Annotated in this window: 24 protein-coding genes; 6 read left to right on the plus strand and 18 right to left on the minus strand. The window is 64.5% G+C overall.

Annotated elements, in window-relative coordinates; genetic code table 11:
• The first annotated feature begins 106 nt into the window (after positions 1–106).
• Positions 107–856, plus strand: a complete 750-nt coding sequence (locus ACOOHB_RS18635) for a DUF6338 family protein (protein ID WP_420446288.1) — start codon at positions 107–109, stop codon at positions 854–856.
• Positions 843–1,007 carry a hypothetical protein gene (locus tag ACOOHB_RS18640; protein ID WP_420446289.1) on the plus strand — a complete coding sequence of 55 codons (165 nt, stop codon included), beginning with the start codon at positions 843–845 and terminating at the stop codon, positions 1,005–1,007. Before ACOOHB_RS18635 ends, ACOOHB_RS18640 begins: the two co-directional genes overlap by 14 nt.
• A gap of 66 nt (positions 1,008–1,073) precedes the next feature.
• On the opposite strand, the gene ACOOHB_RS18645 is transcribed toward ACOOHB_RS18640, so the two are convergent.
• From ACOOHB_RS18645 to ACOOHB_RS18665, 5 genes are all read right to left on the minus strand, one after another.
• Positions 1,074–1,694 carry a hypothetical protein gene (locus tag ACOOHB_RS18645; protein ID WP_420446290.1) on the minus strand — a complete coding sequence of 207 codons (621 nt, stop codon included), beginning with the start codon at positions 1,692–1,694 and terminating at the stop codon, positions 1,074–1,076.
• A gap of 201 nt (positions 1,695–1,895) precedes the next feature.
• Positions 1,896–2,378 (minus strand): hypothetical protein, encoded by a 483-nt coding sequence (locus tag ACOOHB_RS18650; protein WP_420446291.1) that lies wholly within the window; start codon positions 2,376–2,378, stop codon positions 1,896–1,898.
• A gap of 11 nt (positions 2,379–2,389) precedes the next feature.
• Entirely contained in the window at positions 2,390–3,889 is a 1,500-nt protein-coding gene (locus ACOOHB_RS18655) for a HesA/MoeB/ThiF family protein (RefSeq protein WP_420446292.1), read from the minus strand.
• Complete coding sequence (locus tag ACOOHB_RS18660; protein WP_420446293.1) at positions 3,886–4,233, minus strand: hypothetical protein; 348 nt, start codon at positions 4,231–4,233, stop codon at positions 3,886–3,888. Before ACOOHB_RS18660 ends, ACOOHB_RS18655 begins: the two co-directional genes overlap by 4 nt.
• Complete coding sequence (locus ACOOHB_RS18665) at positions 4,233–4,493, minus strand: hypothetical protein (protein ID WP_420446294.1); 261 nt, start codon at positions 4,491–4,493, stop codon at positions 4,233–4,235. Before ACOOHB_RS18665 ends, ACOOHB_RS18660 begins: the two co-directional genes overlap by 1 nt.
• Positions 4,494–4,607: 114 nt before the next feature.
• Here ACOOHB_RS18665 and ACOOHB_RS18670 point away from each other — a divergent pair, with 114 nt between their 5' ends.
• Complete coding sequence (locus ACOOHB_RS18670; protein ID WP_420446295.1) at positions 4,608–5,273, plus strand: hypothetical protein; 666 nt, start codon at positions 4,608–4,610, stop codon at positions 5,271–5,273.
• Between the two features lie 34 nt (positions 5,274–5,307).
• A complete protein-coding gene (locus ACOOHB_RS18675) occupies positions 5,308–6,399 on the plus strand; it encodes a hypothetical protein (protein ID WP_420446296.1) in 1,092 nt (363 codons plus the stop codon).
• A gap of 123 nt (positions 6,400–6,522) precedes the next feature.
• Here the strand turns inward: ACOOHB_RS18675 and ACOOHB_RS18680 are convergent, their stop codons facing one another.
• Both ACOOHB_RS18680 and ACOOHB_RS18685 read right to left on the minus strand, forming a co-directional pair.
• On the minus strand, positions 6,523–6,990 hold the full coding sequence (locus tag ACOOHB_RS18680) for a Zn-ribbon domain-containing OB-fold protein (RefSeq protein ID WP_420446297.1): 468 nt from the start codon (positions 6,988–6,990) through the stop codon (positions 6,523–6,525).
• Complete coding sequence (locus ACOOHB_RS18685) at positions 6,987–8,177, minus strand: thiolase C-terminal domain-containing protein (RefSeq protein ID WP_420446298.1); 1,191 nt, start codon at positions 8,175–8,177, stop codon at positions 6,987–6,989. Before ACOOHB_RS18685 ends, ACOOHB_RS18680 begins: the two co-directional genes overlap by 4 nt.
• Before the next feature lie 119 nt (positions 8,178–8,296).
• Here ACOOHB_RS18685 and ACOOHB_RS18690 point away from each other — a divergent pair, with 119 nt between their 5' ends.
• A complete protein-coding gene (locus tag ACOOHB_RS18690) occupies positions 8,297–8,584 on the plus strand; it encodes a chorismate mutase (RefSeq protein ID WP_420446299.1) in 288 nt (95 codons plus the stop codon).
• 36 nt (positions 8,585–8,620) lie between these two features.
• On the opposite strand, the gene ACOOHB_RS18695 is transcribed toward ACOOHB_RS18690, so the two are convergent.
• The 7 genes from ACOOHB_RS18695 to ACOOHB_RS18725 form a co-directional block, all read right to left on the minus strand.
• Complete coding sequence (locus ACOOHB_RS18695; RefSeq protein WP_420446300.1) at positions 8,621–9,220, minus strand: isochorismatase family protein; 600 nt, start codon at positions 9,218–9,220, stop codon at positions 8,621–8,623.
• A 96-nt stretch (positions 9,221–9,316) separates the two neighbouring features.
• Positions 9,317–10,477 carry an amidohydrolase family protein gene (locus tag ACOOHB_RS18700; RefSeq protein ID WP_420446301.1) on the minus strand — a complete coding sequence of 387 codons (1,161 nt, stop codon included), beginning with the start codon at positions 10,475–10,477 and terminating at the stop codon, positions 9,317–9,319.
• A 115-nt stretch (positions 10,478–10,592) separates the two neighbouring features.
• Complete coding sequence (locus tag ACOOHB_RS18705) at positions 10,593–10,988, minus strand: type II toxin-antitoxin system VapC family toxin (RefSeq protein WP_420446302.1); 396 nt, start codon at positions 10,986–10,988, stop codon at positions 10,593–10,595.
• On the minus strand, positions 10,981–11,208 hold the full coding sequence (locus ACOOHB_RS18710; RefSeq protein WP_420446303.1) for a type II toxin-antitoxin system CcdA family antitoxin: 228 nt from the start codon (positions 11,206–11,208) through the stop codon (positions 10,981–10,983). Before ACOOHB_RS18710 ends, ACOOHB_RS18705 begins: the two co-directional genes overlap by 8 nt.
• Before the next feature lie 459 nt (positions 11,209–11,667).
• Positions 11,668–13,365 (minus strand): N-acyl-D-amino-acid deacylase family protein, encoded by a 1,698-nt coding sequence (locus ACOOHB_RS18715; RefSeq protein WP_420446304.1) that lies wholly within the window; start codon positions 13,363–13,365, stop codon positions 11,668–11,670.
• Positions 13,366–13,488: 123 nt separating this feature from the next.
• On the minus strand, positions 13,489–13,920 hold the full coding sequence (locus tag ACOOHB_RS18720) for a nuclear transport factor 2 family protein (RefSeq protein ID WP_420446305.1): 432 nt from the start codon (positions 13,918–13,920) through the stop codon (positions 13,489–13,491).
• Positions 13,921–14,095: 175 nt separating this feature from the next.
• The gene (locus ACOOHB_RS18725; RefSeq protein ID WP_420446306.1) at positions 14,096–15,325 is read right to left on the minus strand and encodes an aspartate aminotransferase family protein; all 1,230 of its coding nucleotides are present in this window, start codon (positions 15,323–15,325) and stop codon (positions 14,096–14,098) included.
• A gap of 222 nt (positions 15,326–15,547) precedes the next feature.
• On the opposite strand from ACOOHB_RS18725, the gene ACOOHB_RS18730 reads away from it, so the two are divergent.
• On the plus strand, positions 15,548–16,774 hold the full coding sequence (locus ACOOHB_RS18730; RefSeq protein ID WP_420446307.1) for a pyridoxal-phosphate-dependent aminotransferase family protein: 1,227 nt from the start codon (positions 15,548–15,550) through the stop codon (positions 16,772–16,774).
• Between the two features lie 149 nt (positions 16,775–16,923).
• Here ACOOHB_RS18730 and ACOOHB_RS18735 read toward each other — a convergent pair whose 3' ends face one another.
• The 4 genes from ACOOHB_RS18735 to ACOOHB_RS18750 form a co-directional block, all read right to left on the minus strand.
• The gene (locus ACOOHB_RS18735) at positions 16,924–17,538 is read right to left on the minus strand and encodes a hypothetical protein (RefSeq protein WP_420446308.1); all 615 of its coding nucleotides are present in this window, start codon (positions 17,536–17,538) and stop codon (positions 16,924–16,926) included.
• 350 nt (positions 17,539–17,888) lie between these two features.
• Positions 17,889–18,611, minus strand: coding sequence for a TSUP family transporter (locus tag ACOOHB_RS18740; RefSeq protein ID WP_420446309.1), 723 nt, complete (start codon positions 18,609–18,611; stop codon positions 17,889–17,891).
• 48 nt (positions 18,612–18,659) lie between these two features.
• The gene (locus ACOOHB_RS18745) at positions 18,660–19,910 is read right to left on the minus strand and encodes an acyl-CoA dehydrogenase family protein (protein WP_420446310.1); all 1,251 of its coding nucleotides are present in this window, start codon (positions 19,908–19,910) and stop codon (positions 18,660–18,662) included.
• Between the two features lie 78 nt (positions 19,911–19,988).
• Positions 19,989–20,663, minus strand: coding sequence for a nitroreductase family protein (locus ACOOHB_RS18750; RefSeq protein WP_420446938.1), 675 nt, complete (start codon positions 20,661–20,663; stop codon positions 19,989–19,991).
• Positions 20,664–20,954: the final 291 nt, after the last annotated feature.

Below are 20,954 nucleotides of genomic sequence, written 5' to 3' on the forward strand. Positions count from 1 at the left end.
GGGGGCCGCGTTCGCTGCGAGATGGTATTCGTATCGGCTTCACGCGGTGTCCGTTGTCTCGCAACGGTGTGCCCCGTGAGTGGAAGCGGTCGAAGGGAGCGAAGTTGTGAGTTCCGGTTACGACGCTGCCCTCCTGCTGCTGGTGCTGTTACTGCCAGGTGCATTCGCGGCTTGGGGCTTCGAGCGGCACGTTCAGAGATACGGCCGGCGGCTCAAGGACTGGCTGCTGCGTCTTGCTGGGCTCTCTGCGGTCTGTCTCGCGGTGGGCGCGTGGCCGTTGCACTGGGTGGTCTCGTCGTACTGGGACGACTTCATCCAGGGGAGGGCGCTTCCTCGGTACGTCTTCCTTGCGCCCGTCGCGTACCTCGCTGTGCCGGCGGCAGTTGGTTGGTCGCTCGGATTACTGATGCGACCCCGCAACTTGATCGATAACGAGCCCCGAATGCCGCTCCACATCCGGCTCAGGTCGGTGCTTCGTCCGCCGATCCTCAGGCGGATTGCGTCCACATTGCCCGCGCCTAACCGCGCTCCGACCGCGTGGGATGCGCTCTTCGATGCACGCGAGGCGGGATTTGTCCGGTGCAGGCTTCGATCCGGGCGATGGGTTGGAGGCTTGTATGCCAAGGCGTCGCCCGTCTCCTCCTACGTAGGGCCGGAGGGTCCTGATCAGGACATCTACATTGCCCATGCGGCCGAGTTCGACCAAGGCACGGGTGAGCCGGCGCTCAGAGAGGACGAAGACGAATTCGTCTGGCTCAACGGTGGCATCCTCCTCAAGTGGGCGGATATCGAGTCACTAGAATTCATGCCGCTAGCGGCTTCAGGCCGGGAGGGCTTTCGAGATGACCAAGGATGAGCGGCAGGCCAGCCCGCCAGCCGAAGAGACTCGCCGAATCCCGTTGGGCGTGTATACCCCCAAGGCTGGCGTCGGCCCTGCGGATGTGCCCACGAACGCGTTTCGGCCGCGTCCCAAGCCCGACAAGCCGCAGGACGCCAGCGAGAACTAGATCTCCCGGCGTACCTCCGCTCCTCGCGTCGCGCAGCGCTGATCGTCGTCGCGCGTTTCACTGGAACTACTCCGCGGCGAACTGCGATCCGGGATCGTTGCCCGTTTCCTCTTCGAGCCATCGTCGATGCTCGGCAGGGCCCATGCCCGGCGAGTTTGCAACTTGTTGAACCAGGCGAGAGAGCTCTTCGCGTTCATCGTGATCGTAGAACCACTCGACGAATTGGCGATGTGGTGGTAGGGCCCGGAAGACACCTCCTCCACATGTCGCCTCGGGCGAATTGAACTCGGTCGGTAGCACGATCACGCCGTCAAAAAACGCGGCAGTCATGATCTCGCTGCCGTTTTCAAGGCCGAGCATGAACTCTTGTGCGACGTCCTTGTCGATTCGAATGCACACCGAGAGACCGGGGCTGCTCGTGTGCACACCCGCCATCGAGGGCCCGACGATCAGTTGGTCACCGCTGTATCTGTCGTCGCCCTCGATCAATTCGAATTGCTTTGCGCCGTACGGAACAGCTTCTAAGGGAACGTGCCGCGCAAGAAGCGTGGGCACCCCTCGTTGTCGAGCTTCATGGGTTTCTCGGAGCAGTTCGTTGTGCATTCGCGAAACTGCAAACGACTGATGCCTTTGGAAGTATCGGTTGTACAGGTCCGCAACATTCGGAATTGCGTTTCCTTCGTCCATGTCTCAGGTCCCCTCGCTGACAGACAGGTGCTGAAGCTAGCGAATCTCTCGGTGTAGGCGGCCGGGGCCGGCCAGTGGACGAGGGCGTAGGCCGGGTTGCCCTTGTCGTGGTGGTTGGGGACAGCTCGGCCAACAGATCCGATGTACGACAGCGCGGCCGCAGGAAGAGGAGACCGAGTAGTTCAGATCCCGAGTTCAGCGTCAATATCGAGGCCGGTGGGGACGCCGCCGCCGTTTTCCTCGGCGCTTCGGTGCTCGAGCCTGATACGTGTTGCTCTCGTCGTCATCCCCCGCGACAAGGCACCAGATCAGCCAGATGAGTGCCAAGACAGCGCAAGCAATGAGAAACAGGCTCACAGCCGCGGCGAGGGCGGAGGCGGTCAGCGTGGCACCTCTCCACACTCCCTCGACGCGGTCGCGCCAGGACCAAGCGACGAGAGCGATGGCAATCCCGACGACTGTCGTGAGCACGTTGAGCCATCCGGGATAGGGCCATTCGAGCCACGCCACTACCAACGACCACCAGCCATCGACCGCAAGACGGGAACCCGTCACCAGAACGAGGACTGTGGCGATGGCCGACCACGCGAGTGTCAGTCGTTGGCTGAGCGTCAAGCTCTTTCGGTGACTGTCTTCGATCTCTCGCGAAGAACTTGACATCGTTGCTGTGGTTCGGTGTTTCATCCCGTTGCTCCCTATCGCCGATTAAGCCAGTTGGTGAGTGCCTGAACACGGTTGTCGGCCCAACGCAATGCCCGTGTACGCCAGTCGACGGCCGCCGCAATCTCGCGCTGCTGTGCAGCCATCGGATGTGCGCCCGAGAGATCGGGCCGGAGGTCGCCGGCGGCTTCGGTGGACTCCACGGGGCAGTGCGGCCGAATCGGGTCGTCTCGATGATCGAGGAAATGACTGCTGAGGCTGTATTGGATGGGGCCGGGATCACCGATGCCCCCGGGGGCGACGCTGAGACTGACGTATTGGGCGAGCAGACTCGCAGAGACGCTCGCTGACAATGCCGAAACGTTTTGACCGTTGGATTCAGGAGCGATGCCAGCCCCTTCGATGTAGCTGGGATTGTCAAGGTCTCCCTGCCGATCAGGGGTCACCAAAGCCAGATCGAGTTGTCGATTGCAGGCGAGACAGGGCCGTCCGGGGCGGACAACATGGCTGCGCCATGTTGCGTTGAGCATCCGGCCACGGCTATTGGTGTCGATTGCGATGCCACCGTCGATCACCGGGATCAAATCGCTGTACGCCAAGCTATTGAGCACAGCACGTGGCCAGGGCCGATCGACGCACGAGAAGATCAGGTCATGATCGAGCGCCAAGCTCAATCCCTCGGGCTCACAAACCGAACGATCTGAGAATTCGAACTGCGGGCGCTCGGCCGTCGAGGAAGCGAGCGCGAGACGGCGCGCGACGTGGATCTTTGGCCGGCGCAGCCGTACATCTCGCTGCGCGGCTCCGATGAGACGGTCTAGGTTCTTCTCTTCTACGACGTCAAAGTCCATGACCGTGAGTCGTTGAATGCCCGAAGCTGCCAAGCGGGCTGCAACATCTATTCCGACGCTTCCGGCCCCCACGATGAGAATGCGCCGACGTGCGAGGTCCGCCTGGCACTTGTCGCCCCATGCGCTGACTGTGCGCTCTTGCTTGCTCGACGCCGCGGGAGACGGACAAAGGTCTTCGTTCCACGACACACACAGCTGCGCTCCGATGACACGGACGTTGTCAGCGTGAGTGCAGTCAACGCCCGTGCCGGCACCGATGTCCCAGCGCCTCGCAGACCAAGTCCCATCGCCGGTCGCCAGTGTCATTCCGACTAGCGGCAGGCCCGTGATCTCTCGAATGAGGTTGGCGTAGCTGGCTTCTGCTTCTCGGTCGGGGCCGCTCATCGACTGCCATTTGGCTGCCCCAGGATGGCTGTGGGCGAACATCAGGCCGCAGCCGTCATCGCGGGCCCGCTCCGCCCCGCGCAGCATGTACTCGCCGAACACCGTCGCATTGCCGTGGACGGCCCGATCGGCGTCGGAAGGCGGCACGACCGAAGTCAGCAGTGCCGTGGAACGCGTCTCGCCGGTTGACGGACGATAGAGCGCGATACAGACGTCTTCTTGGCGGTCATCTCGAACCAGAACGGCACCGAGCGCGCGATGGGTGCCCGCTGTCATGGCGACAGAAAACGATTCGCTCACTCGACGACCTCGCCCAGCACAGCCTGAAGGTGGGCATGCCAGCACACGGCCGCAGGCGCGTCGCCCCAACCAGCGCAGTTGCGGCTGTGGCGCAGCCAGCCGGGTTTCGAAGACGCCTCGCTGTTCGTGGCGCGGAATTTGACCTCCGCTGCCAGGTGAATCCAGTGCGGGGGTGCAGTGGGCCAGTTGTTGACTTCTTCGACCGCGACGCCGAGCAGCAGCGAGCCGCCGGCGCGAGCTCCTCCTACCGGGACGACGTCGCAAACGACTAGCCCGGCCTCCACCCGAGGGCAGAGGCCGAGCCCGTCCATGTCATCGACGAACGCCTGTAGGGGGCCCTCCATCAGGCAACTGGCGCAGACTGCCGAATCGAGACGAATCGAGCGTCCTTATGGATCTCGACGATCTCGTCATCCAGGTACTTCCTGGTCCGGGGCCGATCCTTGCCCTCGATCTCCCCGAGGTCGAACGCAGCCGGATCCCGACCGGCGAGGCGCAGCAGGTCTGCGGCTCGCTGGCTCAGATCGGCAGTCTCGTAGTCTTCGCCGTCGATGGTGAAGGGGATGAGCCGCCCCAGATCGACAACGTTTGGTTGGTCAGTCATCGGCATGCTCCTTCGGGTCGCCGAGTGCTTCTGACCATTTGTCGGAGGCGTGACCCGAGTCGAAAGCGGATTCCGCGCTTTCGATGTCACACCGGTTTCCGACAATAGAGAGACATGTCGTCGACAGCCCAAGCCAGTGACCCCGAGCATCCGCTGCTGCTCGATCGCCGCCTCTTCGACGAGGTCGCAAACGTCATGTATGTCAAGATCCAAAAAGTGCTCTTTCCCGGCAGGTGGCACTCGCGCCGTGGGGAAGGACCTGAGCACGCGATCGTTGGCGGAACCAGCGCAGACGACATTCTTCAAGAGGCCACGGCTGACTTGTTGATGCATGAAGATGTCGCATCAGTGCGGGATTGGCCAGCACTTGGCGTCGTCGTTGCAGCCCGAAGAGCGATGGACGCGCTCGACACTGCTGGGAAGCACCTGCGTTGCACCGACATCCGACCGGAGCTGTACGTCGTCGCGGGTGACGCAGCGGCCCCTGGGAACGATGAGGACGTGGGGACGAGTGTCATGCAGGGCTTGCCCGATCAGAACCTCAGCCCCGAAGACCAGGTGGTGACCATCCAAAGTGCTCTCGGTCTGCTGCACCTCGCACGTGAGGTGCTCGAGGGTCGAGAAATGAAGGTCTTTCTTGAAATCAAGTTCTCGCAGCGGTCCCGCAGAGAACTTGGAGACGAACTTGGCCTGACGCCGCAACGCGTCGGCCAGTTGTACGAGCAGGCGTCACGGCGTCTCGAAGCCCACCCCCGATATCCCTACAAGATTGCGGAATGACACAATTCCAAACAGAGCGAGAGAAGGTGCAACGATGAGTTCGCAACACGACGGTCTCTCGAAGTTCCGAGCCGCCTACCTCGACTACCTCGAGGGCATCGGCGATCAGGCGCCGTCGCTGGATGATCTGAACGACACGGAGCGGAAGACCGCCGAAGCATTCATCGAATCCACTCAAGACGCTGCGGGCATCAATCCCTATGCGTCCCGACCGTCGATCGAGCAGTTGCTCGATCGCATCTACAGCGAGAGTTTCTTGGCAGGTGGCGAGTATCGGGTCTCGCCAACGAAACCGGCGACCCGCATAGGCGACCTTCGTGCGAAACAACTTCAAGAGTCATTTCCGCTGAAGGAGGCCATCGAAAGGGGTTGGATTCCCGACGCCGACGCTGAGACCACTGAAGCTGCAATACGCGAGTTCTTTGGCATCACGAACGAGAACGTGCCGCCGCTAATTCCCTATGCAGCCAGGCGACTCAGTCAATCCGACGACTCGGAGCCGAAGCAGCAAGCGTGGTTAGCGAGAGTCCGCCGCATCGCGAGTGCTCAAGAGGTCGAGGAGTTTGACCTGCAGAAGCTCGCCGACATCGCGCGGCGCTTACCCAGGGTGTTGCGGCACGGCCCGCGATCCGTCCCTCGGGCAGTGGAACTCTTAGCGACATGCGGCGTGCGGGTTGTCTTCTGCCGGGAACTTCGCAACACACGACTGGCCGGAGCGACGACGTTCTTGCCTGATGGCCGTCCTGTGATCGGCCTGACCGCATGCAGAGACCGCTTCGACAGTGTCGTATTCACTCTGTTGCACGAATGTGCGCACTTGACCAGAGGACACATCACCGCCGAATCGGCATCATCGATCTTGGATGACATCCAGGACACTCAGCGGACTATCAATCCGACCGAAGCGGAAGCTAACGAACAAGTTTCGAAGTGGTTGTTCCCTGATGGGTTCGACACGGAGGAAGTGCGTCAGGACATTGAGGTAGCTGCGCAGAAGTTCCTCGTTCACCCGAGCTGCGTAGCGGGCCGAATTCAGCACGACGCCAAGAAGACCTGGACGATCCTGACAGAGCACATCTGCCCCACGAGAAGTGACCTCCTCGCAGCTGGCCTTCTCGTGGACTGAAGTTGGCCATGGGGTTGCTCGAAGTCAGCCTGCCATCGGCGTGCGACGGCATCCCGTCGCACGAGCGCTACGGCGTCATGGGCGACAGGGACATCGGCGAGCTTTCACGCACGGCTCGATAGCTCAGCTGCTGGTGACCTGCCATTGGACGAGGGTGAAGGGCGGGCTGCCGTCGTCGTGGTCTTCGAAGACCGCCTCGACGTCGCTGCCGATGACGATGTCGGCCATCGGGTCGCCGAGAAGGTTGCCGAGCATCCGCAGGTTGTCGGCATGGGGAAGCTCGACGAGCACCACGATGTAGGGGCCGTGGTCGGCGAGCGCCGGATGCACCGGGTGGTACACGCGCTGCCACGAATAGATGCGGGCGGTGGGCTCGACGGCCACCCATTCGACGTTGAGCGACTGGCAGGCGTGGCACATCCACTCGGGACCCCACTGGTGAGTGCCGCAATCGGCGCAGCGCTGGACCCGCAGCTCGTGTTCGCGCGTGCCTTCCCAATACGGAAGGTCGAGGCCGTCGCGCATCGGTGCCGGCTGGGTGAGGCCCTTCGGCAGGTAGGTGTTGCCGCTGCCGCTCGATGCGGTGCTCATCCCAGTGCCTCGGCGGTGCCGTAGATAGCCGTCGATGCGATCTCGACCATTGGGCCGGCGTTGGACAGCGAGACCTTGACATCGGGCACTTGGTTCGTGGAGTCGCCGCGCACCTGCCGGACTGCTTCTATCTGCATCCCGAGGCCGTGCATGTAGCACTCGGCGAGATTGCCGCCGCTGGTGTTCAGCGGGAGCGATCCGCCGTCTGCTCGCAAGTTCTCGAACGTCAGCATCTGGTTGGCGTTCTCGTAGGTGCACAGGCCATGCTCGATCAAGCTCATCACGACGGCGCCGGTGAAGTTCTCGTAGCTCTGCACCACGTCGACGTCTTCGGGTGCCACACCTGCCTGCTCGTAGAGATGTTGTGCCGCGAACTTGAAGCTCGAGGTTGCGTAATCGGTCGGGTTGTGGACCCACGCTCCGGAGCGATGCCCACCGCTCTGCTGGGCTGCCAGCACCAGAACGGGGGTGTCGCTGAGGTCAGCGGCTCGCTCAGCGGAGGTGACGACCATGGCGGCGGCACCGTCGTTCTCCAGGCAGCAGTCGTAGAGGCGAAATGGCTCGGTGATCCAGCGCGCCGAGTCGTACGTCTCTGCGTCGAGCGGCCGGCCGTGCATGACCGCCCGGGGGTTGTTCTGTGCGTGGTGATATGCGGCCAGTGCCACGGCTCGCATCGTCGACCGGTCGATGTCGTGCTCGTGCATGAGCCGGGTCGTACGCATGGCATACACCTGCGCCGGGCTCATGACGCCGTAGGGAATGGTGTAGGCGTACTCGCCGCTGATCGCCGGCCGCCGCCCGCCTTGGCCGAACCGTCCGTACTGCCCTTGGGCAAGTCCGCGGTAGGCGACGACCACGTTCGCTGAACCGGCGAGCACCGCGCCGGCGGCGTTCTGTACGACACCGGCTGCGCCGCCTCCGCCGCCGCCCCACTGCATGTTCGAGTAGCGCAGCTCGGACAGACCGAGCGCGTTCGCCAGCCGGGCTGGCGTGTTGCGATCGTTACTGTAGGAGCAGAAGCCGTCGATTTCCCGCGGATTGATGCCGGCGTCTTCGCAGGCAGCCAGGATCGCCTTCAGCACCAGGACGAATTCAGGGTCGGGCGATTGGCCCCGTTTGTAATAGGTGGTCTCGCCGACACCCGCGATAGCGGTACAACCGCGCAACCCTTGACCCGAAGCACTCACGGCGCAAACCGTAGCCAAGTGTTGCCCGGTGCCGCCCGAGCGGGGAGCGGCACAGCGCAACCGGGCGTCGGCTGCCGATCCGGTGGTTGTCGTGGCTCGATGGGCTAGAAACAGGGCCGATGTCCGACGACGAGCTCGCTGCCTACCGCCGCAGCATCGACGAGGTCGACGCTGCCCTGGTTCGCCTGCTTGCAGAGCGATTCCGCGTCACGCACGCCGTCGGCGTGCACAAGGCGGCCCACGGCACGCCGCCCGCTGATCCGGTACGTGAGCAGGAGCAGATCGACGCGTTGCGTCAGCTCGCCACCGAGGAGGGCCTCGACCCGGACTTCTGCGAGAAGTTCGTGCACTTCGTGATGGATGAGGTCATCCGCAATCACGTTCGCATCGCCGAGACGAACTCCTAAAAGCTCCTCCTTAACCCCGGCTCGGGGGATGACGGCTCAGCGAGAGGCGATGACGGTGATGCCGACGTCGGCGAGTTGGGTGCGTGCGGCGGCTTCAGTTTCGGGAGCGACGGAGGCCGCGAGGTCATCAAGCACCGTGGTGGCGTAGCCGTTGGCGGCGGCATCGACGGCGGTGGCGCGTACGCAGTGGTCGAACGCCAGCCCGACGACGTCGACCTCGGTGATGCCGGCAGCGGCCAGCACCTCATTGAGGCTCCGGCCGTTGTTGTCGATGCCTTCGAAACCGGAATACGCCGCGGCGTGCATGCCCTTGCGCACGCTGGCGTCAATCCGATCAACGACCGGGTCGAGTGCGGGATGCAGTTCGGCCTCGGCGGTGCCGGCTACGCCGTGCGGCGGCCACGTGTCGACAAAATCGGGCTCGTCGCTGAAGTGGTCGCCGGGGTCGATGTGCCAGTCCTGAGTAGTCACCACCAGGTCGTAGCCGTGCTCGCCGGCCAGCAGGTCCGCCACCCTTGAGGCCACGGCATTGCCGCCCTCCACGGGCAAGGCGCCGCCTTCGCAAAAGGTCGGTTGCACATCCACCACGAGCAGGGCCGTACAGGACTGCCCGCGCTGGATTGGGTTCTCAGCCATGTCTGTTCTCCAGCGCCGCGATTCGTGCCGCCGGGCGCGGCTCCCGCAGCGCTCTGTGCCTGAATCTATCGTCGGCCCGCGTGGGCCCCAGCAGCGCTAGACGCCGAGCAAGAACGAGGCGTTGCCCGCCCAAAACGGTGAAGTGGCGCCTGTGCTGAGCCCGGCTGCCGTGAACGAAGCCTGGAACTCCGAAATCGGGTCGCGGCCGCCTTCGGGGTGCGGCCAGTCGGAAGAGAACAGGAAGAGCTCGGGTCCGCAGTTCGACACCAGCCAGCCGACGTCCTCGAAGTGCCACGGCGTGAATCTCACCTGCCGCCGGATGTAATCCGAGGGCGCCATGGTCAGCTTCGCCAGCTCGGGCTCGTGTCGTCCGAACGCCTTGATGCTGTTGTCGAGCGAGCGCAGCAGGTTCGGCACCCACCCGGCGCCCAGCTCGATGAGACCGCAACGCAACTCGGGGAACTGTTCGAAGATGCCGTCGAACACCATGCACGACAGCAGGTTCTCGGCATCGTGGAACAGGTTCAGGAAATCCTTCGAGCGCAGATTCTCACCGCCGCCGACGAAGTCCTTGCCGGGGTTCCGTCCGTTGTTGTGGTACGTCTTCGGCAGCTGGTTGCCGCCATTGGGCCCCAGGTGCATCAGTACGGGCACGCTCGCCTCACACAGCAGCGCCCACAGGGGATCAAAGTCGGGATGCGTCGGGCTCAGCTCGGTTGGCACGCCGTGTGGGATCCACGCAGCGCGACACCCCGCCTCGATGGCCTCACGGGCGCACGCAATCGTCCGTTGCGCGTCTTCCAGCGGCACGAATGCCACGCCGAGCAACCGGGGATCGACGGAGCAGAAGTCCGCGATGCCGCGGTTGTGCGCGGACGCGCCGCCGTAGACCAGGTCGAGGTCTTTGCGGCCGTGGAACTGAGTGTGCGCGAACGTCGTGAACACGAGCTGGCTGGCGAATCCCAACTGGTCGAGTGCTCCTACCCGCTCGTCGGCATCCATGGAGCCGTAGGCGAAGTAGCCCTTCGGCCCCTTGACGACGTCGGCCGCCAGCTTCGCTGTCTCTTCGGGATCGTTGCGCCGCTCCCAACATTTCTCCACAAGCTCGAACGTCGCCGCATCGCCCCCGCCGGCCAGGCTGAGATCCCTCAGCTTGGTGGCCGTCGCTCCGTCTGCATAGCTGGCCAGCCAGTCGACTGGCTCCATCAGATGGCTGTCCGTGTCATGTATCAGCCGTTCACCGGCATACGTCGCCATGGTTCTCCCTTCGGCCGAGCAGCCAGGACGCCAGTCTTGCGACTGCCAGTGTTGCAGGGCTCGCGGGGCTGTACTCGACTCGCCTCTTGGGATCAGCGGTTGCTGCAGCTACTGACTAACCATCGGCCGGGTGTTCGGCTCGTGGAATGGCGGCCACCATGCCCCGGTCAATGGTGACGATGGGCATCGCATGTTGATCGGACAGGGCGGCGTAGAGCGCGTCGGCAAGCCGCAGATTGTGGCGATAGTTCCATGCGCTCGCGAGCAGCGATTCCAGGAGGTGGCGTCGCACGATGATGCGTTTGAACGCCTCCAGCAGTCGTGACACTTGCGTTGCGCTCAACTGACCGGCGCGGTGAAGACGGCCCAGTGCCGACAGGACCTCGATGTCGAGATGTGCCGGCGCATGCAGTTCGTTGTGCCGCAAGCGATTCCGGATCGCGCCAGCGGACGGGGCGTCCATGAGTATGTCGACGACGGCCGAAGCGTCGACGATCAGCGCCTCATTCACCGAATTCGAGTTCGTCTTTGGCCGCCCGGACCGCCTCGAGAACGGTTTCGTCGTCGATGCCAGTCGGAGGCAAAGCCGCCACTTCGTCGAGCCACTCGTCGAGAGCGCATCTGTCAAGCTCGCGCTGGATGGCGGCTTGCGTCAGCCTGGAAACGTTCAGGTCGGCTGCGCGCGCCTTCGCAGCGAGATCGTCCGGCAAGTAGACGTTCACGCGTGCCATGCGCATAGGGTACACACTCGATTCCAGATGGTGAGCCAGCGCTGAGTACCGCCAGCATGGATTCATCGTCGGATGACAGGCAAACGAATTTCGGCGCGCGGCTGATGCTCCCGTGCGCACCTAGTCCCGTTGACTCTTGACAGGTCCTTGGACGTTGAGCGGTTTGTCCAGTTTGGCGATCTCTTCGCGCTCGAGTTCGTAGGCCTCGCCTTCGGTTAAGTCAGTTGCGAGGGCGGCGAGGTCGTACGTGACACCGTCTGCGACGAGCTCACTGATCCGTGCTGATCCGCCTGTCAGACGCGTGTCGGTCGCGCTTCTGGTGGCGTTGAAATGCTGCATAGGTTCCGCACGGCCGCAGCTGCTTGCCGCCGACGTTGACGCGAGTTCGCTCGCCACCGTCTGCCAGGGAGTACCCCTCAGCCATTCGGTCTTCGAATCTGAAGCGATGCTTGAACTTGGTCAGCCGCCGTGGCGGAGCAGTTGGCCGCTGTAGGTCTCGGTTTGGGTGTCTTCGGCGATTGTTTCTTGGCCGTTCACGATGACGCTGCGGTAGCCGCTGGCCCGCTGGATTCGCCGCCATTCGCCGCCCGGCAGGTCGTGGACGACCTCGTTGGGGCCGATCTCCAGGTTTTCCGGGTCGTACACGAGCACATCGGCAGGGCCGCCGTTGCGGATCATGCCGCGGTCACGGAACCCGGCGAGCTGTGCGGGCAGCGCCGACAGGCGCCGGTGGGCTTCCTCGTAGGTAATCCAGTGGTTCTCGCGCACGTGGGAGGTCAGCGTCTCGGTGGGGTAGCGACCCGCCGTGAGGAACTTGGTGTGCGCCCCGCCGTCGGATACGCCGAACAGCATGTGCGGGTACTGGACAACGTCACGCAACAGGTCAGAGCTGCCCTGGGGCGGCGCCACGAAGAACAGCGTGTCCAAGCCGTCGGTCACTGCCACGTCGAGCATCAGGTCGACCGGGTGCTTGCCGGCAATCTCAGCCGCCTGGCCCACCGACATCTCCCGATATTGCTCCGTGGAGGCGCTGCGCGGCGACAGGATCGTCACCGTCTCGAGCGGTGCGGTGGCGGTCCGGGGCAAGGTGTCCTTGAGCGCCTGCCGGCGGCTGGGATCGGACATCTTTGCCAGACGCTCGTCCTTGTCGCCCATGCAGGCTTCCATCCAGGCCTCGGAGTCGTCGTAGAGGTTCCAATCCTCAAGCGTGAAGGTGAACCCTGCATCGCTGGTGACGCCTTGGCCGTACACCGGCACGCCCTTCTCGCGGCAACGCTCCAGCCATTCGATCTGACGACGGTGGATCGTCGGCTTGTCCTCGAAGGCCTGCACCACGTTGTGCAGCAGCGGCCGCCCGCTGATCGACGCGATCTCCTCGAGATGCGCCAAGTCGTGGGCCACGTTGCCGCTGGTCAGCGTCATCTGCACGACGCCCTCGTTGCGCTCGGCGAGCACCCGGGCCAATACCAGGGCCGTCTCGTCGTTCATCATGTCGGTCGGCATCGGCGTGCCGTCCCAGTCTCGCTGCACTGCAGCGGGACCGGTCGGAGGCAGCCGCTGGGCGGACCAGCCACAGCCGCCCGCGTCCATGGCCTCGTGCACCAGCTTGGCCAGCATCTCGTGCTCGCCAAGCGTCGGCATGCGGCCGTCCTTGGCGTCGTCGAGGCCCAGCACCATCACCAACATCGGCCCGATGGGCACGTACGGCAGGATGTTGAGCGCCTTGGGGGTGCGCTCGAGGCTGTCGAGGTACTCGGGGAACGTCACCCAGTCCCACGGCATGCCCTGCTTCATGGACTCATACGGGATGGCCTCCACCCGGGTCATCGAGCGCATGGCGTACTCGCGCATGTCGGGGTCGACGGGGGCGAAGCCGAAGCCGCAGTTGCCGATGGCCACCGACGTAATGCCGTGCCAGCCCGACAGCGTGCAGTACGGGTCCCAGAACACCTGCGCGTCGTAATGGGTGTGCAGGTCGACGAAGCCGGGGGCGATGTGCATGCCCGAGGCGTCGACAACCTTGGCGCCCTCGCGGGCGTCGACACGCCCGATGGCGGCGATCTTGCCACCCGCGATACCGACATCGCCGCGCACACGTGGCGCGCCGCTGCCGTCGAAGATCATGCCGTCCTTGATGACGATGTCGTAAGTGCTCACGGCAGCCGCTCCTGATGCTTTTGGGTCTGTCTGTATTGATCGGTATTGATCGTGGTCGGTATTGATTGTGATCGATTGTGCCGAGTGAGGACGTGGGCGTGCCCGAGGGCACAGCCGAGTCGGTCAGACGTCGAGGTTCCAGCCCATCTGACGCGCCGCGTACAGCGTGTCGGTGTATTCCTCCATGTGGGTGATGCGGCCCTCGGCGCACGTGTACACCCAGCAGTACTGGTTGTCGTAGTCGAGGCCGGTGGCCTTGGCGGTGGCCGTCAGCCGTTGCTGCACGACGGCCGTGTCGTCCACGACGGTCATCTTGCGAACCTCGAGGTTGATCGGCTGCTTGATGTCGAAGGACTGCCGGACCACGCGGCCGCCCAGCGCCTCTACGACCTGCGTCGCCCCGGACATCGTGTCCACTGCGTTGCCCATCGCGGCCGTGGCGGGAAGCACCCACACGACATCAGGGTCGAGGCACTCCAGCATCGTGTCCTGATCGGCCGTTGTCAGCGCGGCGTAGTAACGCTCCATCAACGCCCGTGTTTCAGCAGTCTCCATGGTCGCTCAGCTTTCGACGGCCGGAATACGCGCATCACAACCCGGGCGAACCGGCCCTACCGCCCTAGCTGCGTTCGCCGCAGTCTCTCACCGACGTGCGCGCCGATGCTCGGCTGCTGTGGGACCGGACTCCGGGCCGGCTCGGAACAGGCCAGTAGCCGCCTGCGAAGCAGCGCTAGGCGGTGACCGGCGAGGTTGCCCGAATAGCGTCTTCGAGTCGGTCGAAGATCTGCCCGATCTCGGCGTCAGAGATAACGAGCGGCGGGCAGAACATGAGGGCGTTCGCTACCGGTCGGGAGATGACGCCGCGCTTGAGGAACGCTTCCCGAGTCTCGGTGGCGTCGTAGCCGAGGTCGGCTGCCCAGATAGCCCCGAGGCCCCGGTAGCCCGCGAGCATGCCGTCGCCTTGCAGCGCCTGGAAGCCTTCTTCCATCTTGGTGCCGATGTAGCTCGCTCGCTCGACAAGTCCTTCCGACTCAATGACGCCGATGTTGGCGACACCAGCGGCGCATGCCGTGGGATGCCCCGAGTACGTGTAGCCGTGCATGAACTTCTCGGGGTCTGATTCCAGCAATTCGGCGATTTCGCGAGACACCACGACGCCCGACAGCGGGAGATAGCCCGAGGTGACGCCCTTGGCGAACGTGAACATGTCAGGCGTCACGCCGAAGGTCTGACCGCCGAACCATGAGCCGGTGCGTCCGAAACCACAGATCACCTCGTCGAAGATGAGCAACGCGCCGTGCTCGTCGCACAGGCGGCGCAGACCCTCGAAATAGCCGTCCGGCGGCGGGATCACGCCGCCGGCGCCCTGAATGGGCTCGGAGATGACCGCCGCAATGCGGTCGCCGTGCTCAGCGAACAGCTGGGCAGCCGGTTCGACATCGTCGTTGGGGATCTCGACCACGTGCGGCAGCAGATCGCCCCAGCCCGATCGGATCGGCTCGATGCCCTGCACGCTGGTGCCGCCGACGTTCACGCCGTGATAGCCGCCGGTGCGCCGCACGATGATCTGCCGGTCGACGTCGCCGCGCAGTTGATGGATTCGCCGAGCGAACTTCAGCACTGTGTCGACCGCTTCAGAACCCGAGCAGCCCAGAAACACGCGGCCGTCGGGATGCTGGGAGCGCGCACGCACCATCTCGGCCACTTCGACGGCGGGACCGTTCGAGAACGGTGCGAACGTGTTGTACGTCTGCAGCTGATCGAGCTGCGCGGTGATGGCGTCGATGACGGTGCGATTGCCATGCCCGATCTGGCACAGCCACAGGCTGGCGAGTGCGTCGATGTACTCGTTGCCGGCGTCGTCGCGCAGCATTACGCCCTCACCGGAAACGATCTTGATGAATTCGTTCTCGTGCTGTGCGAGTACCGAGAATGGATGGATCAATGCGCTGCCGCTCATCGAACAACCCCGCCTTCTGTTCTGGGAGATTGAGCGAAGCCTACGCCCGCTGCAAATGGCGGACCGGACCGCAATTGCGTCCATGCGTCAGTAGCGCCGCTCGGGTGTCGCCAGGTGCGGGCAGATGACATACGAATGTGTGCAGGCCAGCACCCAGGCCGTTCGTAGGCTTGGTGATCTCGGCGGTGTGCGGTTGTTGCGCCATCGTCGAAGGGAGATGCAATGTCGCTGCGATACGGACGTCCGCTGGTCATGATTCCCGGCCCGTCGGTCATTCCCGACCGGGTGCTGTCAGCCATGCACCGCTCGATCCCGAACATCTACGAGGGCGAGGTGGTGGATCTCACCTACTCGCTGCTGGAGCGGCTGACGGTTCTGGCCCGAACTGAGCACCGGGCCTACATCGCCATCTCCAACGGCCACGGTGCCTGGGAAATGGCAATCACCAACACGCTGTCGCGGGGCGACAAGGTGCTCGTGCTCGAGGTCGGGCATTTTGCTACGAACTGGGCCGAGATGGCAGCCCAGAGCGGCGTCAAGTTCGAGGTGCTGCACGCGGCCGAACGGGCGGCGATCGACCCCGATGCCGTCACTGAACGGCTGCGAGCCGACGTGGGGCGGGAATTCGCCGCAGTGCTCGTAGCGCAGACCGACACTGCGTCGTCAGTGCGCAACGACATCGCTGCGGTGCGTCGTGCCATGGACGATGCCGACCACCCGGCCCTGCTGCTGGCTGACTGCGTGGCATCGCTGGGGTGCGAACCGTTCGAGATGGACGCGTGGGGCGTGGACGTCACCGTGGCAGGCAGTCAGAAGGGCCTGATGGTGCCGCCGGGCCTCGGCATGGTGTGGGTTGGACCCAAGGCTTGGGAGGCCCACCAGCGAGCTGATCTGCGCACCGCGTATTGGGACTGGACGAGGCGCACCGATCCCGATGCGCACTACTGGATCTTCTGCGGCACGCCGCCGGTTCAGCACCTCTGGGGCCTCGCCGAGGCGCTGGACATGATCGAGGAAGAGGGTCTCCCCAATGTTTGGGAGCGCCACCGTGTGTTCGCGAGCGCGATCCATGCGGCCGTTGACGCGTGGTCGGCCCCAGGGGGTCTTGAGCTGAACGTGGTGGACCCCGCTCATCGCTCGAACTCGGTCACGATGATCCGAACCGGCGACGTCTCCGCACAACAGCTGCGCGCCACGTGCGAGAGCGAAGCGGGCCTCACGCTCGGGCTCAGCATCACCGGCAGGCCCGACAGCGAGTTCCGCATCGGCCACATGGGTCATCTCAACCCGCCGATGGTGCTGGGCACGCTCGGCACGATCGAGGCGACGCTTGGGGCCATCGACGCGCCCATCGGCGCCTCCGGTGTGGCCGCCGCTGCCCAGGTCATTGCGCAGGCGACGATTCCGGCGCCCAAGCCGCCGCCCGGCCCCGAAGACCCCTGGTCCTAACCTTTCCTCGTGACATTCGAGTCTGGCCAGCGCATCCGGCTGCGAGGCGAGTCCGAGTTCGTGACCGTGAGCGGCGCGCTGCCGCTCAGACAGCAGAAATCAACTGCGCTGCCGCCGAGTTGTGATGGCCCCATCAGGCGACTCGGCCGTCAGGCGCCTGTCTGGTCGCTCGCTGCGCGGCGGAGTCGTGTGCGCTCTCCGTCGTCGTGCGCTTGGCGAAGCTGGGCGATGCGGTGGTCGTCGGGATCTAGCAGCCCCGTGACGAGCGCCGTCATCTCTGCCAGATCGATTGAGCGTGCTTCGAACATCTCGCTGAGGTCGAACCAGTCCTTGCGCCGGTCGAAGAATGCCTTGAAGACGGCGAGATCTGAGCAGCACAGGAACGGCATCTGCTCGCCGAGGAACGGTCGTCGGACGATGCGTGTTGCCACTTCGCTGTGAAACGGATCATTCGTGAGAAAGACGTCGACCGGAATGGTGTCGCACAGCAGGCGGGTCTGGCCCCTCGTGCGCAGTTCGGACAGCGCGGCATCGGTGGCGACGATCTCGGGCGGAAGCGCAGCGACCGCAACCTCCGCGGATTCGGCCTCGATGAATATGTTGAGGTCCACATCTCTCGTTGTACGCGGCTCGGGAATGCACCAAGCCAACGCCAGCGCACCGCCGAAGGCATACGGCAGGCCCGAGCGCTCAAGGGAATGATGCAGCCGCCGGATCAACCCCAATATGTCGGGAGCAAGAACCTCAGTCGGTTGGTCGCTCACGTCGGCTCCTGAACACGGGATACTCCAGCTCGGGTGAATTTCGCCTCGGCAAATGCATGGCGAGGTGGAGCAGGCTCGCCAGCTCCTCGCCGCGCTCCACCTCGGACATGGATCGAGGCGGGTACTCCCTCAGCAGGAGCCTGGGGCGCCGAGCCGCTGACATGAGGACAGTGTGCCCGATCCCAGCGGCGGCAGCAGCAATTCAGCGCAAAGCGGCTCTCGAAGGCCGAGTATGCGCGGCTCATCAGGCGGCGCAAGTCATCGCCGAGGCCACCACGCCGACGCCCCAGCTGCTGCCGGGCCCCGAGGACCCTTGGTCCTGACAGCAGCCCCCGCCGCCGCGGGCGTGCTCAGCCGTTGACGATCTCGCGAATCAGTACGACCGACGCGCTCGTGGCGGCCATGCCCAGCACGATCATCCGGAAGCGTGGTCCTGCTAGGCGCGGACGCAGCCATCTGCCGAATGGCAGCCCGAGTGCCACTGCGGGCATCAGGGTCAGTGCCAGCCACAACTGTTCGAGGCCGAAGTCGCCCATGACGGCCTGGGCGCTGATGATGACCGTGCCGACAATGAGCATGTAGGTGGCCAGGGTGGCTCGCAGCGCGGCAGGCTGCCAGTGGCTGGCGAAGACTGCGTATACCGGACCGGGCACTGCTGCCACCGATGACGAGAACGCCGTACCGGCGCCCGCCGCATACTCAGCCAGGCGGCCGTCAAGCGGTCGCGTGCCGATGGCCTGCACCGCAACGGCCAACAGCACGAACAGGCTCACGGCAATCGCCAGCGAGCGATCGCTCAATGCGGACAGCAACGCCAGGCCGGCCACCAGACCGATTGGTGCAGCGAGCAGATGCCGCCGCAGGGCGGATTTGTTGAGCGACGCTCTGTCCGCGATGGCGTTTCGCAGATTGATGCCGCCCGCGATCATCAGCATCGGACCGGGCACTGCGGTCGGATCGATGACCACCAGCACCGGCCCCGCGATGAGCCCCATGCCAATGCCGATGCACGCTTGTGTGCCAGCACCGGCAGCCACGAACAGCGCTGCCAGCAGGTATTCAAGGACACTCAACGTGCGCTCCTGGCGCGGCTCATTGAACGTCCATCGTCAGCAACACGCTCAGATCGGCAGGTTGCCGGTCGCCGCGGCGGTGCTTTTGGTGTTGCTGTAGGCGGCAATCGTGCGCTGGGCGATGCGCATCTGGTGGACCTCGTCGGCCCCGTCGGCGAAGCGGGCCCAGCGGGCGTGCTGGTACATGTGCGCCAGCGGCGTATCGGTGGAGTAGCCGAGCGCGCCGTGCACCTGAATCGACCGGTCGATGACCCGACCGAGCATGTTCGCAACGAAGTGCTTGGCCATCGAGACTTCGGCTTTGAAGTCATCGCCGTGCCCTGCCTGGGCGCGGTCGACCTTGTAGGCCGCGTGCAGCACCATGAGCTTCGCTTGGTACAGCTCTACCGTGCTGTCGGCGATCATCCACTGGATGCCTTGTTTCTCGGCAAGCAGCGAACCGTGAGCGAACCGGTTGAGAGACCGGTCGACCATCATGTCGAGCGCGATCTGGGCCTGTGCGATCCAGCGCATGCAGTGCGCCAGCCGCGCAGGCCCGAGCCGGTACTGGCCCAGCAGGTGGCCCTGGCCCCGCCCGCCCAGCATCTGGCCCGCTCCGACACGCAAGTCCTCGATCAAGATCTCGCTGTGACCGGTGGAGCCGTGCATGGTCTCGATCTGTCGAACCTCGGTCCACCCGTCAGCGGGTAGATCCACAATGAATGCAGTGTTTGCCGCTTGCGGGATGTCCGGATTGTCCTCGGTGCGGGCGATGAGGATCGCAAACTTCGAGCGGTGCGCATTGGAGATGAACCACTTGTGGCCGTTCAGCACCCACTCGTCACCGTCGGGATAGCCACGGGACTGGATGAGCGTCGGATCTGATCCGGCCACCTCGGGCTCGGTCATGGCGAAGCACGATTCGGCTCTGCCCTCGCACAGCGGCGCCAGGTAGCGCTGCTTCTGGTCGTCGGTGCCCCAGTGCAGCAGGGTGTGCATGTTGCCCTCGTTGGGGGCTTGGCAGTTCAGCACCCACGAACCGAAGCGGGTCTTGGCGGCCTCGGCTTGCACCATGGCCATCTCGACGTGGCCGAGGCCCATGCCGCCCCATTCGGTCGGCATGTGCGGCAGCCACAGGTTTTCTTCGCGGGCGCGCTTGCGCATGCCCAGCAGAGCTGTGACGTACGCTTCGCGATCGGTTTCTTCGAGCCGTTCCGCGTCGATGCGGCCCTCGACGGGGCGCACCTCGGCTTCGACGAAGTCGGCGATGCGGGCACGCAGCTCTTCCAGTTCGGGACTCAAGCTGAAGTCGATGGCCATCGGTGCGTCCTCCCCGTGATGACGTGGCGCCGGTTCCGGCTCGAAGGCTGCGGTTCAGGCAACCCCTTCGTGTCGGCGCTAGAGCGTGAAGGCCTCGCCGTCGCCGCGCTCACGAACGACGAATTCCTCGACGGGCTTGCGGCTGAGCTTGGTGAGCTGCTTGGTCGGCTTGCCGACCGGAAGCAGTCCGCACACCGCTTCCCAGTCCTCGAGGCCGAGGAACTCTTTGGCTGCGGGCTCGGATGCCGACAGCAGCGTGGTCATCGCGCCGCCGAGACCCTCGTTGCGGGCGCTGAGCAGGATGTTCCACGCGAACGGGTAGATGGAAGCCCCGCTGACGACACCGATGCGGTCGAGCTCCTTGTCGATGGAAGCAACCACGCGCAGGTCGACGACCACCACAAGCACCACCGGCACCTGGTCCATATGCCGGAACATGGGCAGCGGAAACTTCAGCGACTCGTCGTTCATCGCTTCGGCGATGTTCACCGATGAGGGGTTGTAGCTCTGCCAGTAGACCTCGCCGGCTTTCACCTGGGCCGCTGCGACGCGCATCGCCGGGTAGCACAGCTCGCCCAAGCGCTTCTTGCGTGCGGGGTCGCGCACCACAATGACCTTCCAGCCCTGGCGGTTGCCGCCGCTGGCCGCGAAGCGGGCGTTGTCGAAGATGCGGTACAGCACCTCGTCGGTGACTTCGTCGTCGGTGAAGTCCCGAGCGGCGAAGGTGGTGCGCATGACGTCGTAAATCTCCATCTCGTCAGTCTCGCATCGGTCGGCCAACTCCGCGCTGCCGACGGTTGTTGCCTGCGAAGGCATCCAATTCGCCGCCTGGTGCGTAGCTGGCGTTCCCGCAGAACTGTTCGCTAGAGCAGGGATCACACGCGGGCAGGAGCGAAGCCTCCGGTCAAGCGACCGACGACGAAGAGGCCGCCGTCCGCAACCCCGAGACCAGTACCTGTCCCACGATCGACGGCGACGATCTTTCTCTGATCGGGCCCGGTGGTTGCACCAAGCCCCGCTAATTCGACTACGTACAGATTGTCT

It is taken from the genome of Candidatus Poriferisodalis sp. (assembly GCF_965215815.1).
Taxonomy (GTDB): domain Bacteria; phylum Actinomycetota; class Acidimicrobiia; order Acidimicrobiales; family Poriferisodalaceae; genus Poriferisodalis.

What these genes read in the sequence shown, in the direction of transcription:
- ACOOHB_RS18645 (WP_420446290.1), bottom strand. Translation starts at nt 1,694, where the DNA reads ATGGACGAAGGAAACGCAATTCCGAATGTTGCGGACCTGTACAACCGA.
- ACOOHB_RS18690 (WP_420446299.1), top strand. Translation starts at nt 8,297, where the DNA reads ATGTCCGACGACGAGCTCGCTGCCTACCGCCGCAGCATCGACGAGGTC.
- ACOOHB_RS18680 (WP_420446297.1), bottom strand. Translation starts at nt 6,990, where the DNA reads ATGAGCACCGCATCGAGCGGCAGCGGCAACACCTACCTGCCGAAGGGC.
- ACOOHB_RS18730 (WP_420446307.1), top strand. Translation starts at nt 15,548, where the DNA reads ATGTCGCTGCGATACGGACGTCCGCTGGTCATGATTCCCGGCCCGTCG.
- ACOOHB_RS18725 (WP_420446306.1), bottom strand. Translation starts at nt 15,325, where the DNA reads ATGAGCGGCAGCGCATTGATCCATCCATTCTCGGTACTCGCACAGCAC.
- ACOOHB_RS18650 (WP_420446291.1), bottom strand. Translation starts at nt 2,378, where the DNA reads ATGAAACACCGAACCACAGCAACGATGTCAAGTTCTTCGCGAGAGATC.
- ACOOHB_RS18710 (WP_420446303.1), bottom strand. Translation starts at nt 11,208, where the DNA reads ATGGCACGCGTGAACGTCTACTTGCCGGACGATCTCGCTGCGAAGGCG.
- ACOOHB_RS18660 (WP_420446293.1), bottom strand. Translation starts at nt 4,233, where the DNA reads ATGGAGGGCCCCCTACAGGCGTTCGTCGATGACATGGACGGGCTCGGC.
- ACOOHB_RS18745 (WP_420446310.1), bottom strand. Translation starts at nt 19,910, where the DNA reads ATGGCCATCGACTTCAGCTTGAGTCCCGAACTGGAAGAGCTGCGTGCC.
- ACOOHB_RS18720 (WP_420446305.1), bottom strand. Translation starts at nt 13,920, where the DNA reads ATGGAGACTGCTGAAACACGGGCGTTGATGGAGCGTTACTACGCCGCG.
- ACOOHB_RS18695 (WP_420446300.1), bottom strand. Translation starts at nt 9,220, where the DNA reads ATGGCTGAGAACCCAATCCAGCGCGGGCAGTCCTGTACGGCCCTGCTC.
- ACOOHB_RS18670 (WP_420446295.1), top strand. Translation starts at nt 4,608, where the DNA reads ATGTCGTCGACAGCCCAAGCCAGTGACCCCGAGCATCCGCTGCTGCTC.
- ACOOHB_RS18750 (WP_420446938.1), bottom strand. Translation starts at nt 20,663, where the DNA reads ATGGAGATTTACGACGTCATGCGCACCACCTTCGCCGCTCGGGACTTC.
- ACOOHB_RS18675 (WP_420446296.1), top strand. Translation starts at nt 5,308, where the DNA reads ATGAGTTCGCAACACGACGGTCTCTCGAAGTTCCGAGCCGCCTACCTC.
- ACOOHB_RS18700 (WP_420446301.1), bottom strand. Translation starts at nt 10,477, where the DNA reads ATGGCGACGTATGCCGGTGAACGGCTGATACATGACACGGACAGCCAT.
- ACOOHB_RS18640 (WP_420446289.1), top strand. Translation starts at nt 843, where the DNA reads ATGACCAAGGATGAGCGGCAGGCCAGCCCGCCAGCCGAAGAGACTCGC.
- ACOOHB_RS18665 (WP_420446294.1), bottom strand. Translation starts at nt 4,493, where the DNA reads ATGACTGACCAACCAAACGTTGTCGATCTGGGGCGGCTCATCCCCTTC.